General features: G+C 74.0%; 15 protein-coding genes. 9 read left to right on the top strand and 6 right to left on the bottom strand.

Going from position 1 to position 17,397, the window contains the following annotated elements:
• The 4 genes from HJG45_RS12515 to HJG45_RS12500 all read left to right on the top strand — a co-directional run.
• The coding region (locus tag HJG45_RS12515; protein ID WP_171612446.1) for a tetratricopeptide repeat protein at positions 1-729 on the top strand (729 nt) is incomplete at its 5' end.
• Positions 730-819: 90 nt separating this feature from the next.
• Positions 820-1,851, top strand: a complete 1,032-nt coding sequence (locus tag HJG45_RS12510) for a zinc-binding dehydrogenase (RefSeq protein ID WP_171612445.1) — start codon at positions 820-822, stop codon at positions 1,849-1,851.
• Between the two features lie 32 nt (positions 1,852-1,883).
• Entirely contained in the window at positions 1,884-3,095 is a 1,212-nt protein-coding gene (locus HJG45_RS12505; RefSeq protein WP_171612444.1) for an ABC transporter substrate-binding protein, read from the top strand.
• 345 nt (positions 3,096-3,440) lie between these two features.
• Entirely contained in the window at positions 3,441-4,403 is a 963-nt protein-coding gene (locus HJG45_RS12500; protein ID WP_368040572.1) for a TRAP transporter substrate-binding protein, read from the top strand.
• A 43-nt stretch (positions 4,404-4,446) separates the two neighbouring features.
• Here the strand turns inward: HJG45_RS12500 and HJG45_RS12495 are convergent, their stop codons facing one another.
• Entirely contained in the window at positions 4,447-5,199 is a 753-nt protein-coding gene (locus HJG45_RS12495) for an SDR family NAD(P)-dependent oxidoreductase (protein WP_171612442.1), read from the bottom strand.
• Between the two features lie 249 nt (positions 5,200-5,448).
• Here HJG45_RS12495 and HJG45_RS12490 point away from each other — a divergent pair, with 249 nt between their 5' ends.
• Positions 5,449-8,607, top strand: coding sequence for a hypothetical protein (locus HJG45_RS12490; protein WP_171612441.1), 3,159 nt, complete (start codon positions 5,449-5,451; stop codon positions 8,605-8,607).
• 12 nt (positions 8,608-8,619) lie between these two features.
• Here HJG45_RS12490 and HJG45_RS12485 read toward each other — a convergent pair whose 3' ends face one another.
• The gene (locus HJG45_RS12485) at positions 8,620-10,296 is read right to left on the bottom strand and encodes an NAD(P)/FAD-dependent oxidoreductase (RefSeq protein ID WP_171612440.1); all 1,677 of its coding nucleotides are present in this window, start codon (positions 10,294-10,296) and stop codon (positions 8,620-8,622) included.
• Positions 10,297-10,528: 232 nt separating this feature from the next.
• Here HJG45_RS12485 and HJG45_RS12480 point away from each other — a divergent pair, with 232 nt between their 5' ends.
• The 3 genes from HJG45_RS12480 to HJG45_RS12470 all read left to right on the top strand — a co-directional run bounded on the left by HJG45_RS12480 (position 10,529) and on the right by HJG45_RS12470 (position 12,800).
• Positions 10,529-11,494, top strand: a complete 966-nt coding sequence (locus HJG45_RS12480; protein WP_171612439.1) for an aldo/keto reductase — start codon at positions 10,529-10,531, stop codon at positions 11,492-11,494.
• 104 nt (positions 11,495-11,598) lie between these two features.
• Positions 11,599-12,423, top strand: coding sequence for a DMT family transporter (locus tag HJG45_RS12475; RefSeq protein ID WP_302479749.1), 825 nt, complete (start codon positions 11,599-11,601; stop codon positions 12,421-12,423).
• Positions 12,424-12,491: 68 nt separating this feature from the next.
• Positions 12,492-12,800: a hypothetical protein gene (locus tag HJG45_RS12470; protein WP_171612437.1), complete on the top strand. Its 309-nt coding sequence runs from the start codon at positions 12,492-12,494 to the stop codon at positions 12,798-12,800.
• A 153-nt stretch (positions 12,801-12,953) separates the two neighbouring features.
• Here HJG45_RS12470 and HJG45_RS12465 read toward each other — a convergent pair whose 3' ends face one another.
• The 4 genes from HJG45_RS12465 to parA form a co-directional block, all read right to left on the bottom strand.
• The gene (locus HJG45_RS12465; RefSeq protein WP_171612436.1) at positions 12,954-13,928 is read right to left on the bottom strand and encodes a zinc-binding dehydrogenase; all 975 of its coding nucleotides are present in this window, start codon (positions 13,926-13,928) and stop codon (positions 12,954-12,956) included.
• Between the two features lie 179 nt (positions 13,929-14,107).
• Positions 14,108-14,536 carry an N-acetyltransferase gene (locus HJG45_RS12460; protein WP_171612435.1) on the bottom strand — a complete coding sequence of 143 codons (429 nt, stop codon included), beginning with the start codon at positions 14,534-14,536 and terminating at the stop codon, positions 14,108-14,110.
• Positions 14,537-14,645: 109 nt separating this feature from the next.
• On the bottom strand, positions 14,646-15,107 hold the full coding sequence (locus HJG45_RS12455) for a CopD family protein (protein WP_171612434.1): 462 nt from the start codon (positions 15,105-15,107) through the stop codon (positions 14,646-14,648).
• A gap of 6 nt (positions 15,108-15,113) precedes the next feature.
• Entirely contained in the window at positions 15,114-15,752 is a 639-nt protein-coding gene (gene parA / locus HJG45_RS12450; protein ID WP_171612433.1) for a ParA family partition ATPase, read from the bottom strand.
• A 170-nt stretch (positions 15,753-15,922) separates the two neighbouring features.
• Here parA and HJG45_RS12445 point away from each other — a divergent pair, with 170 nt between their 5' ends.
• Complete coding sequence (locus tag HJG45_RS12445; protein ID WP_171612432.1) at positions 15,923-17,356, top strand: NAD(P)H-hydrate dehydratase; 1,434 nt, start codon at positions 15,923-15,925, stop codon at positions 17,354-17,356.
• Positions 17,357-17,397: the final 41 nt, after the last annotated feature.

The following is a 17,397-nucleotide window of genomic DNA, read 5'->3' as shown; positions in this document are numbered from 1 at the left end:
CAAGCCTACCGCGACGGGCTGGCGATCCGGGAACGTCTGGCGAAGGCCGATCCCGGCAATGCCGGCTGGCAGCGCGACCTGTCGGTGTCACGGAACAAGATCGGCGATGTGCTGGTGGCGCAGGGCAACCTGCCGGCGGCGCTGCAAGCCTACCGCGACGGGCTGGCGATCGCCGAGCGTCTGGCGCAGGCCGATCCCGGCAATGCCGGCTGGCAGCGCGACCTGTCGGTGTCCTACGATCGGGTCGGCGATGTGCTGGTGGCGCAGGGCAACCTGCCGGCGGCGCTGCAGGCCTACCGCGACGGGCTGACGATCCGGGAACGTCTGGCGCAGGCCGATCCCGGCAATGCCGGCTGGCAGCGCGACCTGTCGGTGTCCTACGATCGGGTCGGCGATGTGCTGGTGGCGCAGGGCAACCTGACGGCGGCGCTGCAAGCCTACCGCGACGGGCTGGCGATCGCCGAGCGTCTGGCGCAGGCCGATCCCGGCAATGCCAAGTGGCAGCGCGACCTTGCCGTCTCCCATGCGAAGCTGGGACTCAGTTTGCGGCGCAGCGGCGATGTTACCGGCGCGCTGGCCGCCTTCCGGCATGGCCACAGCCTGCTGGCCGCGATCGTGCGGATCGCGCCCGACCATGCCGGATGGCGACGGGACCTCGCCTGGTTCGATGCGGCGATCGCCGCCCTCGCCGATGCGGCGCCGGATCGACCGGCCGCGCGCCGTCCCTGACGGGCGCCACGCCCGGTTCATTTGCCATGCCCGGATTGACGCGCCGGCCCATCCGCGATCCGCTACTGGCAAAAGCGGGAGGGAAACGCCATGCGCGCCGCGGTCTTTGAGGGCATCGGCCAGCCGCTCGCGCTGCGCGCGCAGCCCGAGCCGGTCGCCGGGCCGGGCGACCTGCTGCTGCAGGTCGCGCTCTGCGGCATCTGCGGCAGCGACCTGCATGCGAGCGAGGTGCCGGACTATCGCCTGCAGCCGGGCACCGTGCTCGGCCATGAATTCGCCGGCACCGTCCTTGCCTCGGGCGATCCCGGCTTCCGGCCCGGCGAGCGCGTCGCCTGCATCCCCTTCGCCCCCTGCGCGGAGTGCGAGCCGCTCGGCGAATGCGGAAAGGGGCTGGCCGCGACCTGCCCCGGCATCACCGGCCTCGGCTTCTCGCCGCTGGTGCCGGGCGGCTATGCCGAGCGGGTGCGCATCCGCGCCAGCCAGGCGCTGCGCCTGCCCGAGGGCATCGGCTTCGCCGAGGGCGCGCTGCTGGAGCCGCTGGCGGTCGGCGCGCATGCCGTCGCCATGTCGGCGATGCCGGCCGGCGCCCGGGTGCTGGTGACCGGGGCGGGGCCGATCGGCCTCGCCGTCGCGCTGCTGGCGCGGCTCGGCGGCGCCGGCGCGGTGGTGGTGAGCGAGCCCGGCGCGGCGCGGCGGGAGAGGGCGGCGCGGCTGGGCGCGACGGCGGTGCTCGACCCCGCCGCCGCGCCGCTGGCCGAGGCCTTCCGCGCGGTGGCGGGCGGGCCGCCCGACCTCATCTTCGAATGCGTCGGCATCCCCGGCATGCTGCAACGGATGATCGAGCTGGCGCCGCCGCGCGGCCGGATCACCGTGGTCGGCGTCTGCATGGAGGAGGACCGGCTGCGGCCGCGCATGGCGATCCGCAAGGAGCTGACCCTGCGCTTCGTCCTCGCCTATGACCGCGCCGATTTCGCCCGCGTGCTCGGCCATGTCGCGGCGGGGGAGATCCGCGCCGCGGATTTCGTCACCGATGTCATCGGGCTCGATGCGCTGCCCGGCGCCTTCGAGGCGCTGCGCCGGCCGGGGCAGCAGGTGAAGGTGCTGGTCGATCCGGGGAGATAATCCGGCACGGCAAAAGGGAGAGAAGGAAGGACATGCAGCGACGCAGCCTGCTGGGGGCGGGGCTCGGCGGCCTGGCCGCGGGGGCCGTGACGGCGCCGCGCCCGGCGCGGGCCGAGGCGATGCCGGGCGTCAGCGCCACCGAGATCCGCTTCGGCGGCACCACGGCGCTCTCCGGCCCTGTCTCGGCGCTCGGCGTGCAATGCCGCGCGGTGGAGGGCGTCTGCCGGATGGCGAACGCGCAGGGCGGCATCGCCGGCCGCGAGCTCACCTACATCCTCTACGACGACGGCTTCAGCCCGCCGAAGACGCTCGAGCAGGTGCGGCGGCTGGTGGAGCAGGACCGCGTCGCCTTCCTCTTCAACATGCTCGGCACGGCGCCGAACAATGCCGTCGTGCGCTACGTCAACCAGCGCAAGGTGCCGCACCTGTTCCTCTCCGTGAACGGCGACAAGTGGGGCGATTACGAGGCGCATCCCTGGACCATGGGCTTCGCCCCCTCGGCGCGGACCGAGGCGCAGGTCTTCGCCCGGCACGCGCTGGCGCAGAAGCCGGATGCGCGCTTCGCGCTGCTCTACCAGAACGACGATTTCGGTCGGGACTACATCACCGGCCTCCGGGACGTGCTCGGCGCGGACTACGATTCGCGCGTCCGCGCCGCCTCCTACGAAGTGACAGACCCGACGGTGGACAGCCAGCTCATCGCGCTGCAGGGCGCCGACGTGCTGGTCTCCGGCGTCACCGCGAAATTCGCCGCCATGGCGATCCGCCGCCTGCACGAGCTCGGCGCGCGGATGACCCACTACATCCCGAGCGGCGCCAGCTCGGTCGCCGGCGTCATCCAGCCGGCCGGGGCGGAGCGGGCCGTGGGCACCATCACCTCGGCCTATCTGAAGGATCCGAACGACCCCGCCTGGGCGGGCGATGCCGGCATGGACGGCTTCCGCGCCTTCATGGCGCAATACCTGCCGGATGCCGATATCGGCGATATCTACTACACCTATGGCTACACGGTGGGGCTGGCGCTGCTGCAGATCCTGCGGCAGTGCGAGGGCGAGTTCACGCGCGAGCGGATCATGCGGGAGGCGGCCAACCTGCGCGGGCTGGCGCTGCCGACGCTGTTGCCCGGCATCCTCGTCGATACGGGGCCGAAGGACTACCGGCCGCTGCAGCAGCTCCAGCTCGTGCGCTGGGACGGGCGGATGTGGGTGCGCTTCGGCGAGGTGATCGACGGCGCGAAGGCGTAGAGCGTGATCGCTTGAGGTGGACTCACCGAAAAGCGTGCATGGCGCGATCAAGCAACGGCCTGGGCCATGATCCGCGGACCTGTGTGAGCGGATCATGGTCCAGAGCCGATCGTCGGGCCGGCCGGCGCCCGGCCTTTCGGTTTGATCCTATTTTTATTGCAGATGGCCTGGCCGCATGGGCAAGCTGCCCGCAAGCGTCACAGCACGCGGGGAGGCAAACAGGCCATGGACCGACGCCATTTGATGGCTGGCGGAGCGTTTGGCGCGGCTGCGCTGGGCGCACCCAGCCTGGCATCCGCGCAACCGCGCCTCCGCTGGCGCTGCCCGGGCAGCTATCCGAAATCCGTGGACACGCAATGGGCCTGCCACGAGCTGTTCTGCCGCCGCGTCGGCGAGCTGACGGATGGCGCCTTCCAGCTCACCCCCTTCGGCCCGGGCGAGATCGTGCCGGGGCTGCAGGTGATGGATGCGATCGGCCAGGGTTCGGTCGAATGCGGCTTCACCCCGGCCACCTTCTACTACGGCAAGGACCCGACGCTCGCCTTCGGCACCGCCGTCCCCTTCGGGCTGAGCAGCCGGCAGACCTGGTCCTGGCTGTATGAGGGCGGCGGGCGCGAGATCATGCGCGACGTCTACCGCGACCAGGGCGTGCATGCGATCCCGGCGAACAACACCGGCGCGCAGATGGGCGGCTGGTTCCGCCGCGAGGTCCGCACGCCGGAGGACATGAAGGGCATCAAGATGCGGATCGCCGGCCTGGCGGGGCTGGTGATGGGCAAGCTCGGCGTCATCGCCCAGCAGCTCGCGCCCGGCGACATCTATCCGGCGCTGGAGCGCGGAGTCATCGACGCCGCCGAATACATCGGCCCCTATGATGACGAGAAGCTCGGCTTCAACCGCATCGCCAAGTACTACTACTATCCCGGCTGGTGGGAATGGGCGCCCTCCGCCGACATCATGGTCAATGCCAAGGCCTGGGACACGCTGCCGGCGCAGTACAAGCAGGTGATGGAGACGGCCGGCGCCGAGTGCTGGCACTGGTCCATGGCCCGCTTCGACGAGCTGGCGCCGCCGGCGATGCGCCGCCTCCTCGCCAGCGGGACGCAGCTCCGGCCCTATTCGCGGGAGATCATGGGCGCCGCCTACAAGGCCTCACAGGAGCTGTACGGCGAGCTCGGCGAGCAGAATCCACGCTTCCGCAAGGTGTGGGAGCACTGGAACCGCCACCGGGTCGAGCAGAGCCAGTGGTTCCGCGTCGCCGAGGATTCGATGGCGAATTTCGTCGCCGTGGCCTCGGTGCCGCGCTGAGGGCTGACGGGCCCGTGCCGCCCTGGGACGGGCCCGGATCGCCTCAGCAGGCGAGGTAGCCGCCATCCACGTGCAGCTCCGTGCCCGTCATGTAGGCGCTCTCGTCGGAGGCGAGGAAGAGGATGGCATAGGCGACCTCGTCCACCTCGCCGGTGCGGCGGAGCGGCACGTGGTTCAGCATCTTGGCGCGGAAGACCGGATCGGCGGTGGCGCCGCTGGTGCGCATCGGCGGCATCAGCCCGGGATGCACGCTGTTCACCCGAATGCCCGCCGCGCCCTCCTGCACGGCGATGGATTTCGTCAGCAGCCGCACCGCCGCCTTGGAGGCGTTGTAGGCGCAATGGATGCGCTGCTGCCCGACCACGCCGGAGATGGAAGACAGGTTGATGATGGAGCCGCCGCCGCCCTGGCGCATGGCGGCGACGCCGTGCTTCACGCCGAGGAAGACGCCGCGGGCATTCACCGCCATGATGCGGTCCCAGAGGGCGGTGTCGTAGAGGTTGTTGGTGTTGCTGCCGGAGATGCCGGCATTGTTCACCAGGATGTCGAGCCGCCCCCAGGCGCCGGTGACCTCGGCGACCGCGGCCTCCCACTGATCCTCCTCGGCGACGTCGAGGCGGAGGAAGCGGGTGGTGCCGCCCGCCTTCTCGATCTCGGCGACGACGGACTGGCCCTCGGCCTCGAGCATGTCGGCGACGGCGACCTTGGCGCCCTCCCGCGCCAGCAGCCTGGCCGTCGCCGCCCCCATGCCGGAGGCGGCGCCGGTGACGAGGGCGACCTTGTTGGCGACGCGCATGGCGTTTCTCTCCCCTGGATGTTTCGCTGCGGCGAGCCTCGCAAGGCCGCGGGCGCCCGGCAAGGCCGCCGCCCTGCTGCGATGCGTGGCCAGGATGCCACGGCACGGATGCCACGGCACCGATGCCACGTCTGGGCCGCGCCTGCCGCACCCCACGGCTTCGTGTGCCACGCCGGGTGGTGGAGCGGGGCAGGTCGTATACTATTCCGCACGATAGTTTTGCCGCGCCGCGCGAGGGGGAGAGCGACCATGGTGCATCATCGGCCAGGCCGGATCCGGTTCCGCATCAGCCTTGCCTCCAGCCTGGCCCGTGGGCGCGACGAGTCCTTCCTCACCGAGGCCGAGCTGCGGCCGCTGCGCCGGCCGAAGCCCGGCAGGCCGGCCGCCAGCATCACCCCGGCCGAGGAGGCGGCCAGCCATGCCGCCTGGGCGCGCGCCCGGCTGCACCAGAAATTCCGCGGCGCGGTGAGCTGGACCGAGGCGACCGGCCTCGGCCTCTACGGCGCCCTGCTGCTGATGCTGCTCGGCCGGCACGTGCCGGACGGGCCGGCGGATGGCGTGACGCCGCCGGGGGCCGGGCCCGTGCCGCTCGCCGGCCATGCCCCGATCGACCCGGCGGTGCATCTGGCCGCGGCCGAGGCGCCGGCCGGGGCGGGCGATGCGGCGGTAATCGCGGCCGTCGCCGGGGGCGGCGCGGGCGCGCTCGGCCTGCCGCCCGGCCTGCACGGCGCGAGCTCGCTCTTCGCCGCCACGCTGCAGCCGCTCGCCCCGGCGGCGGTGCAATTCGCCGCGGCGGAGGCGGCGGCCGGCGCCGGGCTGAAGGCGCTGCTCGGCGATGCCGGCGGGGCGGAGGCGGCGGCGCTCGACCTGCCGGCGGTGCAGCTGCCCGAGGCGGCGACCGCTGGCCAGCGCGCGACGACGGCCGCAGCGACGGCCAAGGAGGCCGCTGCCGCGACCACCGAGGCGAATCAGGCGGCGGCGCTGAGCACCAAGCTGGTGCAGGCGGATGCCAGCCAGAAGGCGGCCCAGGCTGCAACCGTGACGACGGCCGCGGCCGCCACGGCCAGCGCCAGCCCGAACGGCGCGGCGCAGGCGGTGACGGAGAGCGTGAGCAGTGACGCCACGACGGCCTCGCAGACGGTGTCGGGCGCGACGACGTCCGGCACGCTCGGCAAGGCCAGCGCGTGGGTCGCGAACACGCTGCCGGACAGCCATGCCTCGACCAGCCTGGCCGCGGTGACGAGCGACAGCGCGGCGACCACCGCCGCCGCGACCTCAGGCACGAGCGGCAACGCGACAGGCACGGCCAAGGCCAGCCAGGTCGGCACCGGGACGCAGACGGCATCGACCGATCAGGATACGGGCAGCGCGGCCGGCCGCACGAAGACGACCGCCACCAGCCTCGCCGATACGGCGACGGGCAAGCTCGCCGCACTGACCGGCGGCACGGCGAAGACCGCCGCGGATGCGGCGAGCAGCCTGGCCGGCGGCACGAGCGATACGGGCCATGCCTCGACCGGCACGACGACCACCGGCCCGGCGACCACCGGCACGTCGACGACCACCGGCACGTCGACGACCACGGCGAAGACCGCCGCGGATGCAGTGAGCGGCCAGACCGGCGGCACGGGCGATGCGAGCCATGCCGCGACCGGCAGCGCGGTCGCGACGGTGACGGGCACGGCGAGCGGCACGGCCGCGACGAAGACGGCCGGCACGATCGCGCATGGCGGCACCACCGCCTCCGATGCCGCCATCCATGCGGATGCGACGCTCGTCGGCGGTACGGCCATCGCCGGCGCGACGGAGGCCGCCGCGCATGGCAGCACGGCCACGACGGACCAGACCGCCACCACCACCACTGGCACCACCACTGGCACCGCCGCGACGACGACGGGCGGGACGGCGCATGCCGCGGGCACCACGGGCCTCGCCGGCGCCGTGACGGCGGCGACGGATGCGCTCGGCGGCGCGGCAACCTCCCTCGGCACCGGCCTGGCGGCGAGCGACGGCGCGGCGCATGCGACGAGCGGAACGACAGCCCAGGCTGCGACCGATGCGTCGGCGTCCCACGCCGCCACGGCATCGGGCGCGGCCGGCGCGCTCGGCACAGTGCTGGCAACGGTGACAGGCCAGAGCGGCACGGACCAGAGCGGCAACGGCGTTGCGCATGGTACGGATGCGGCGGCAGCGCAGGCCACGAGTGGCACCACCGGATCCGCGGCGTCTGCCTCGAATGCCGCCGCGGCATCGGGCGCGGCCGGCGCGCTCGGCACGGCGCTGGCGACGGCCACCGGACAGAGCGGCGACAGCGCGGCGCATGGCACGAACACCATCGCGGCGCAGGCCGCGAGCGGCACCACCGGATCCGCGGCGTCTGCCTCGCATGCCACCACGGCATCGGGTGCGGCCGATGCGCTCGGCACGGCGCTGGCGACGGTCACCGGGCAGGGCGGCAATAGCGCGGCGCATGGCGCGGACACCATCACGGCGCAGTCCGCGAGCGGCACCACCGCGACCGATGCGGCTGCCTCGCACGCCACACCGGCATCGGGTGCGGCCGATGCGCTCGGCACGGCGCTGGCGACGGCCACTGGACAGGGCGGCAATAGCGCGGCGCATGGCACGGACACCATCGCGGCACAGGCCGCGAGCGGCACCACCGCGACCGATGCGGCTGCCTCGCACGCCACCCCGGCATCGGGCGCGACCGACGCGCTCGGCACGGCGCTGGCGACGGCCACCGGACAGGGCGGCAACAGCGCGGCGCATGGCGCGGACACCATCGCGGCGCAGGCCGCGAGCGGCACCACCGGGTCCGCGGCGTCTGCCTCGCACGCCGCCCCGGCATCGGGCGCGGCTGGCGCGCCCGGCACGGCGCTGGCGACGGCCACTGGACAGAGCGGCGACAGCGTGGCGCATGGCACGGATACGACGATGGTGCAGGCCGCGAGCGGCAGCACCCAGCCTGCCGCGACCGACGCGCCCGCATCCCATAGCGCCGTGACCTCGAACACGGGTGCTCCGCTCGCCGCCGCCGCTGGCCAGGGCACCGACAGCGCCGCGCATGGCACGGGCACCGCCGCCGGGGATCAGCACGCGGCGGCCATCCCGACCACGGTCGCGCTGCATGACACCGCGGATGCCGTCGCGTTGACGACGCTCAGCTTCTCGAGCGACCTGAAGGCCGCGACCCTGCCCGGCGCCGATGCCGCCCATGCGGTCGTCACCTCGGCCAGCGCGGAGACGGCGCCGGTCCTGCTCGGCACATCGGCCGATCCGGCGCATCCCGCGCCGGATGCGGCCACCGCGCTCGCCGATCACGGCGCCGATGCGGCGGGCGACCTCGCGCATCTCGCCGCCCTCGCGCCCGCGCATCCGGCGCTGCACGATGTGCTCTTCGCCTGAGGCGGCGCCGCCTCAGCCGTAGCTGACCGGCGTCTCCGTGCCGCGGCTGAGCTCGCGCGGCACGGGCTGGCCGGTCGCGGCGAGGGCCAGCGCCTCGGCGATGCGGATGCCGTCGACCCCCGCCGAGAGGATGCCACCGGCATAGCCCGCGCCCTCGCCGGCGGGGAACAGGCCAGCGGTGTTCACGCTCTGCAGGTCGAGGCCGCGGCGGATGCGGATCGGGCTGCTGGTGCGGGTCTCGACGCCGGTCATCACCGCATCCGGCCGGGCGAAGCCGGGGATCTGCCGATCGAAGGCGGGCAGCGCCTCGCGGATCGCGGCGACAACGAAATCCGGCAGGCAGCGCGAGAGGTCGGTCGGCGTCACGCCGGGGCGGTAGCTCGGCAGGACATCGCCGAGCGTCGTGCTGGCGCGGCCGGCGAGGAGGTCGCCGACCAACTGCCCCGGCGCCCGGTAGTCGCCGCCGCCGGCCTCGTAGGCGAGGCTTTCCCAATGGCGCTGGAAGGCGACGCCGGCCAGCACCTCGCCCGGATAATCGGCCGGGTCGATGCCGACGACGAGGCCGGCATTGGCATTGAACTCGGCGCGGCTGTACTGGCTCATGCCGTTGGTGACGACGCGGCCCGGCTCGCTGGTGGCGGCGACCACGCGCCCGCCCGGGCACATGCAGAAGCTGTAGACGCTGCGGCCCTGGCTGCCATGGTGCACCAGCTTGTAGTCGGCGGCGCCGAGCAGCCGGTTGCCGGCATTCGGCCCGAAGCGGGCGCGGTCGATCAGGCCCTGCGGATGCTCGATGCGGACGCCGATGCTGAAGGGCTTCGCCTCCAGGAAGACGCCGCGCTCGCGCAGCATGGCGAAGCTGTCGCGGGCGCTGTGGCCGATGGCGAGCACGACATGCTCGGCGCGCAGCGTCTCGCCGCCCTCCAGCACCACGCCGCGCAGGCGCCGCTGCCCGGCCGCGTCGGGCGCGATCAGCAGGTCCACCACCTTGCTGCCGAAGCGGTACTCGCCGCCGAGGGCCTCGATCTCGGCGCGGATGCTCTCGACCATCGTCACCAGGCGGAAGGTGCCGATATGCGGCTTGGAGACGTAGAGAATTTCCTCCGGCGCGCCGGCCTTGACGAATTCCTGCAGCAGCTTGCGGCCGTAATGCCGCGGGTCCTTGATGCCGGAATAGAGCTTGCCGTCGGAGAAGGTGCCGGCGCCGCCCTCGCCGAACTGCACGTTGCTCTCCGGCGTCAGCACGCCGCGGCGCCAGAGCGCCCAGGTGTCCTTGGTCCGCTCCCGCACCGGCTTGCCGCGCTCGAGGATGATCGGCCGGAAGCCCATCTGCGCCAGCACGAGCGCCGCCATCAGCCCACAGGGGCCGGTGCCGATGACGATGGGGCGCGGCATCCCCCCGGACGCTTCCTCGGGCGCCCGGGCGACGAAGCGGTAGCGCGTGTCGGGCGCCGGGCCGAGCCGCGGGTCCCCGGCGAAGCGCCGCAGCAGGGCCGCCTCGTCCCGCACCGCCAGGTCGAGCGTATAGACCAGCATGATGGTGCGCGGGTTGCGCGCATCGTAGCCGCGGCGGACCACCTGCACCGCCTCGAGCGCCGCATCAGGGAGGCCGAGACGCTGCAGGATGGCGGCGCGGAGGGCCGCCTCGGGATGCGAGAGGGGCAGGCGGAGCTCGGTGAGGCGGATCATGCGGGTCCGATGGGGGGAGCCGGGAGGGGCCGGTGGGGGCAGGGTTCATAGAGCCGAACGCGGCGCGGCGGAAACGCCGATGGTCGGGGTCCGGCACGGAACGGGGCCCGCCGAAGGGGCGGGGATGGCCTGCCGCCGCGGGCTGCGGCAGGGTCGTGCCTGGAACGGCTGCTGGCCCATCGTGCCAGGGCGCGCCGCGCAGCGGGGCCACCAGGCCGGGAGGAAGGCGAGGATGGAACAGCGCAGGCTGGGGCAGGGCGGGTTCGAGGTCTCCGCGCTCGGCTACGGGGCGGGGGCGGTCGGCGGGCTGATGGTGCGCGGCAGCGCGGCGGAGCAGGAACGCTCGCTCGCCCGCGCCTTCGCGGCCGGCATCACCTATGTCGACACCGCCGCCCTCTATGGCGACGGCGAGTCCGAGCGCAATCTCGGCCGGGCGCTGAAGGCGCTCGGGGCGCGCCCGCTGCTCGGCACCAAGGTCCGGCTGCCGCCGGAGAGCCGTGGCGACATCGCCGGCGCCATCGCCCGCTCGCTGGAGGCGAGCCTCGCCCGGCTCGGCCATGACAGCGTCGATCTGCTCCAGCTGCACGACCCGATCGGGACGCCAGCGGGGCTCAGCCTGGCGCAGGTGATGGAGGAGGCGGTGCCGGCGCTGCGGCGGCTGCAGGCCGAGGGGAAATGCCGGCGGCTCGGCATCACCGCGCTCGGCGAGGCCGGGGCGCTGCGGGCGGTGCTGCAGAGCGGCGCCTTCGACACGGCGCAGATCCCCTGCAACCTACTGAATCCGAGCTGGCTGGCGCCGCGCCGGCCCGGCCTGCCGGGGCAGGACTTCACCGGGCTCGGCGCGGTGGCGGTGGGGGCCGGCATCGGGCTGATCGGCATCCGCATCCTGGCCGGCGGGGCGCTCTCGGGCGAGGAGGAACGGCATCCGGTGGCGATGCCCGAGGTGGCGCCGATCGCCTCCGGTCCCGACTACGCCGCGGATCTGGCGGCGGCGCGGCGGCTGCGGCCGCTGGTCGCGGAGGGCGTCGCCGGCTCGCTGGCCGAGCTGGCCATCCGCTACGCCGCCTTCCTGCCGGGGATGGGCTGCGCGCTCATCGGCACCGCCTCGCTGGAGCAGCTCGAGGCCGCGATCGCCGCGGTGGAGCGCGGCCCGCTGCCGCCGGAGGCGCTCGCCCGGATCGACGCCCTGCTGGCATGAGCGTCGCGGCGCGCGAGGCGGCGCCGGGCCCGGCGGCGGAGGTGGCGGGCGGGCTGCCGCTGCGCGGCATCGGCTATCTCTCGGTCACGGCCTTCGCCTGAGGGCTGAACTGGCCGGTGATGAAGCTGCTGATGCGGGACTGGCCGCCCTATGCCTTCCGCATCTTCGCCGGGCTCGGCGCCTTCCTGCTGCTCATGCTCATCGCCCGGGCGCAGCGCGACCGCCTCTGGCCGCGCCGCGACCAGTGGGGGCGGCTGGTCGTCTCGGCGGTGCTGAACGTCTCGGCCTGGAGCGTGGTGGCGCCGCTCTCGCTGTTCTGGCTGGATGCCGCCGAGGCGGCGATCATCGGCTACACCATGCCGGTCTGGGCAACGGTGCTGGCCTGGCCGGTGCTGGGCGAGCGGCCGACGGCGCCGCGCATCGCCGGGCTGGCGCTTGGGCTGGCGGGGGTGACGCTGCTGCTCGGCGGCACGCTGGCCGGGGCCGGGCTGGCGGCCTTCCAGGCGAAGCTGCCGGGGGCGGCGGCGATCCTTTGCACGGCGCTGATGTTCGCCGGCGGCGCGGTCTTTACCAAGCGCTGGCCGGTGCAGATGGCGCCGGTGCCGCTGGTCGCCTGGCAGGTCGTGATCGGCACCTCGCCGGCCTGGGCGATCGCGCTGGGCTTCGAGCATCTCGATCTCGGCCGCGTCACCTGGGTGGGCTGGGGCTGCCTGATCTATGTGGCGGTGGTGGCGCAATGCGTCGCCTATCTCGCCTGGTTCCGGGCGCTGCGGCTGCTGCCGGCGGGGACGGCGGCGATCGGCAGCCTGCTGGTGCCGGTGATCGGCGTGGTGTCGAGCGGGCTGCTGCTCGGCGAGCCGCTCGGGCTGCGGCATGCGGCGGCGCTGGTGCTGACGCTGGGCGGCGTGCTGCTGGCGGCGCGGAGATAGGGCGGCGAACCCCGCGGCGGGCGGCGCGTTGGCCCGCACCTGTCCGAGGCGGCGAGGAGACCCAGCCGATGGAACCGATGAAGCCGATGCAGCCCATGAAACCCATGGAGCCGATGACGCCCATGGATGCCGGCCCGCCCTGGTGGCCGCAGGAGCTCGGCCAGCCCGCGACCAGCGGCGGGCAGGACGACCTGCGCTACGCCGTCTTCCCCGAGGCGCGGCGCCTCGCGGTGCGGTGCGACGGCAAGGTCACGCTCTACGATACCGGCGAGCACCGCATCGGCGGCGTGCAGCAGCAGCAGGGCGGCTCGGCCTCGCTCGCCTTCAGCAGCCAGCAGGGCACGGTGCGGCTCGATGAGCTGAAGCAGGTCGGCTGACAGACCCCTGGAACGCGTGCCTCATCCACCGTCTCCCGTTGCCCTGCCGCGGCTCCGCCGCGGCAGGCTGTGACGGATCTTCGACCAGAGGCGAATCACGGGGCCCCCATGAAGCCGCGGAGCGGTTTCATGGGAAATACTTTGTGGGGAACATCAGCACTCCAGCACGATCTTCCCGAAATGCGCGTTGGACTTCATATGGGCCAGCGCCGCCGGCGCCTCGGCAAGCGGGAAGACGCGGTCGATCGGCAGGCGCAGCTTGCCCGCCTCCAGCGCCGGCCAGAGATCGGCGCGCATGCGGCGGTTGATCTCCCGCACCTCCTCGACGGAGCGGGTGCGGAAGGTGACGCCGACATAGCGGATGCGGCGCAGCGCGTGCAGGTCGAAGTCGAACTCGCCGCGCGCGCCGCCCAGCCGCCCGACATTGACGATGCGCCCGAGGATGGCGCAGGCGCGGAGATTGCCGTTGACGAGATCGCCCGAGACTTGGTCGACGATCACCTCCACGCCCTTGCCGTCGGTCGCCTCCAGCACCCGGTCGGGCCAGGCGGGGTCGGTGGTGTCGATGGCGAGGTCGCAGCCGAACTCGGCGAGGCGCGCCCGCCGCGCGGCATTGGTCGAGCTGCCGAGCACCTGCCGCGCGCCCATGAGCTTGGCGATTTGCATCGCCATCAGCCCGACGCCGGAGCTGGCGCCCTGGATCAGGATGCTCTCGCCGCGCTGCAGCCCGCCATTGGTGACGACGGCATCGTGCATGGTCTGCAGCGCGACCGGCAGCGTCGCCGCCTCCACCCAGCCCATGTTGCTGTCGGGCAGCGGCGCGCAGCGGCCCCAATCGGCGAGGCCGTATTCGGCATAGCCGCCGGCGCCGCTCGCCATCACCCGCAGGCCGGGGCGGATATGGTCGGGCACCTCGGCGCCGACCGCGGCGACCTCGCCGGCAAACTCCATGCCGACGATGGTGCCGGCGCCGCCGATGCGGCCATGCGCTTGGCCGGCGGCGACGCCGAGGTCGGCGCGGTTCAGCCCGGCGGCGCGGATGCGCACCAGCACCTCCTGCGGCCCCGGCTTCGGCTCCGGCACCTCCTGCACGGCGAGGCCGGATGCGGTGACGATGGCGGCCTTCATGGCGATCTTCCCCCTGGCTCGATCGCGCCGAGTGGACCGCAGAACCGCCCCGCCGGCCAGTGGGGGAGGGATGGGAGGTGCCCTGCCGCGGCTTCGCCACGGCAGGCTTTGACGCATCTGAGGCCAGGAGCGAAGCCGGAGCCCCCGGCGGCGTCGCGCAGCGACGTCGTGGGGAAAGGCTAAAGCGTCTTGCGGAACCAGATCCGGGAATGGCCGCGCGGCATGTGGTCGAGCCGGCCGAATTCCTCATAGCCGTTGCGCTCCCAGAAGCCGGGCGCCTGGAAGCTGAAGGTGTCGGTATAGGCATCGGTGCAGCCGCGCTGCCGGGCGATGTCCTCCGCCCGGCGCAGCAGCTCCGAGCCCAGGCCCTGGCCGCGGGACTCGCGGGCGAGCCAGAGCCAGTCGATGAACAGCCAATGCCAGTAGGTCAGGCCGAGCAGTCCGCCGCGCACCGTCTCCGCCGCGTCGCGGGCGAGGACGGTCACCGGCTCGCGGTCATAGGGGCCGCCCATTTCCTGGTTGAAGGCGTGCAGCCCGCGCTGGATCGCGGCCACCGCCTCCATCTCCGGGTAGTCGTCCTCGCTGATCTCGATGCCGTCGATGCCCATGGAGCCCTGGATGTCCCGATCCGGTGTCGCAGGCCGAACGCCTGGCGCGCCCCGGATGTTGCGTTCCTGTCGCGCCGGCCGCCAGATCGGCTGGTTTCCCCCGGTGGCGTCAGCCGCCGAAGCGGCCCCAGCCGGCGATCGCCACGGTCAGCAGGCCGAGTGCGAAATTGAGGGTGACGAGCTGGCGGATGCGGTCCGTCGCCGCCGCCGCGGCGGGCAGGTCGGCGCGCGCGCGGGCGGCGCGGAACTCCCGCCAGGGCCCGGTGACGAGGGCGAGGAAGATGCCGGCCATCACCAGGGCCAGCATGTGCATGGCGTGGATGTGCCAGCCGGCGCCGACGAAGCCGCCATACCAGCCGAAGAGCAGCGCATAGCCGGTGAGCAGCAGCGCCGGCATGGCATGCCAGACGATGAGGAAGAAGCGCCGCAGCGCGCCCTCGTGCAGGGCGAGGCGCTGCGGCGGCTCCAGCGCGGCGAGGGCCGGGCGGAGCGCCAGCAGGGCGAAGCCCATGCCGCCCACCCAGAGGACGGCGCCGAGCAGGTGCAGGACATAGAGCAGCTTGCCGAGCATCGATGATCAGCCCCGCTTGCCGAGGGCGATGATCTCGGCGGCGACGGCGCGGATCTCGGCCGCGGCCGGGCTGCGCGGCGCCGCCTCGGTCACCGCCAGCCCGTCGAGGAAGGCATTGGCGAATTGCACCCGGTTGCCGAGGCAGGGGCCGAGGACGGCGACGCCCTGCTCGCCGAGCGCGGCGAGGATCTGGCTCTTCAGCTTGCCCTGCGCCGGGGCGCGGTTCAGCACCGCGGCGACGCGGCGCCGCTCCTCCCTCGCCAGCTTCAGCGTCGCCTCCGAGGCCCAGAGATCGGCCGGCGAGGGCTGCAGCGGCATCAGCACCAGATCGGCGGTGCGGATGGCGAGCTTGGCCTCGGTATCGGCATGCGGCGGGGTGTCGAGGATGACGTAGTCATGCGTCGGCCGCAGCCGGTCGAGCGTCGCCGGCACGCGCCAGCCCGCGGCGGTGTCGAAATCCAGCCGGCGCGCCCGCTCGCCGCGCTGCGCGCGGGCGGCGTGCCAACGGGCGAGGGAGGCCTGCGGATCGATGTCGAGGAGGGCGACGCGGTGCCCCTCCTCGGCCAGCGCCGCCGCGAGATTGGCCGCCACGGTCGATTTCCCGGCGCCGCCCTTCTGCTGCGCCACCGCCACCACGAAGGCCATCGCCCCGACTCCCACCCCTGCCGCGGGTGACGCTAAAGCAGATCGCCGCGGGGCGGAAACGCCGGCGGGCGCAGCACCGGGCCGCGAACAGCCGGAGGCCGCGCATGCCGCCCGCAACCGCGGCGCGGCGGCCTCGCTTCCCGCCCGGGGCCGAGCCGAGGAGGACCGCCATGCCGCTGCCGCCGCGCCTTGAGTTGCTGACGCCCGAGGAGATGGGTCGCGCCGATGCGCTGGCGATCGCCTCGGGCATCCCCGGCCCGCAGCTCATGGCGGCGGCCGGGCGGGCGGTGGCGCGGGCGGCGATGCGCCGCCTCCGGCCCTGCCGCACCCTGGTGCTGGCCGGGCCCGGCAACAACGGCGGCGACGGCTATGTCGTGGCGCGGCTGCTGCAGCAGGCAGGCTGGCCGGTCGCCGTCGCGCCCCTCGCGCCGCCAAGGCCGGGCAGCGACGCGGCGCTCGCCGCCGCGGCCTGGCACGGCCCGCGCGCGGCGTTCGCTCCGGCCGAGGCGGCGCGCGCCGGCCTGGTCATCGACGCGGTCTTCGGCGCCGGCCTGGCGCGACCCGTCGAGGGACAGGTCGCCGAGGTGCTGCGGGCGGTGCGGGCGCCGCTGCTGGCGGTGGACGTCCCCTCGGGACTCGACGGCGCCACCGGCCAGGTGCTGGGCTTCGCGCCGCGGGCGGCGCTGACCGTCACCTTTTTCCGCCTGAAACCCGGCCACCTGCTGCTGCCAGGACGGGCGCTCTGTGGCGAGACGCTGCTGGCCGATATCGGCCTGCCGGAGTCGGTGCTGGCCGAGGTCGCGCCGCGCGCCATCCGCAACGCCCCCGGCCCCTGGCGCCCGCCCGGCTTCGGCGCCGAGGCGCACAAATACAGCCGCGGCCACCTCACCATCCTCGCCGGCGGCGAGATGACCGGCGCCGCCCGCCTCGCCGCCGGCGCCGCGCATCGCGCCGGGGCGGGGCTGGTGACGATCCTCGCCCCCGATGCCGCCAGCGCCGCGCTCTACCGCGCCGGCGATCCCGGCACGATCGTCAGCGAGGCCGGGCTCGAGGCGCTGCTCGCGGATGAGCGGCGGCGCGCCTGGCTGATCGGGCCCGGCCTGCCGGGCGATGCGGCGACGCGCGCGGCGCTGCGGCGGCTGGTCGCGGCGGGGCGGCAGGTGGTGGCGGATGCCGGCGCGCTCACCGCCTGCGCCGGCGATCCCGGCGCTCTCGCCGGCGCCGCGGTGCTGACGCCGCATGCCGGCGAGTTCGCCCGCGTCTTCGGCCCGGTCGGCGCGGACAAGCCGGAAGCCGCCCGCGCCGCCGCCGCGGCGACCGGGGCGGTGCTGCTGCTGAAGGGGGCGGACACCGTCATCGCCGCGCCGGACGGCCGGCTCGCCATCAACGACAACGCGCCGCCGAGCCTGGCGACGGGCGGCACCGGCGACGTGCTGGCCGGCACCATCGCGGCGCTGCTGGCGCAGGGGATGCCGGGCTTCGAGGCGGCCTGCTGCGGCGCCTGGGCACAGGGCAAGGCGGCGCGGCGATGCGGGCCCGGCCTGGTCGCCGAGGACCTCATCACGCTCCTGCCAAGCGCGCTGGAATCGGCTCGCATCAACTGAAGGGCGGCTCCACAATCGCGGCAGGTTTCACCATGTTACCG

Source organism: Roseicella sp. DB1501, from assembly GCF_013112485.1.
Classification (GTDB): domain Bacteria; phylum Pseudomonadota; class Alphaproteobacteria; order Acetobacterales; family Acetobacteraceae; genus Paracraurococcus.
This window is presented reverse-complemented; position numbering and strand designations above follow the sequence as displayed.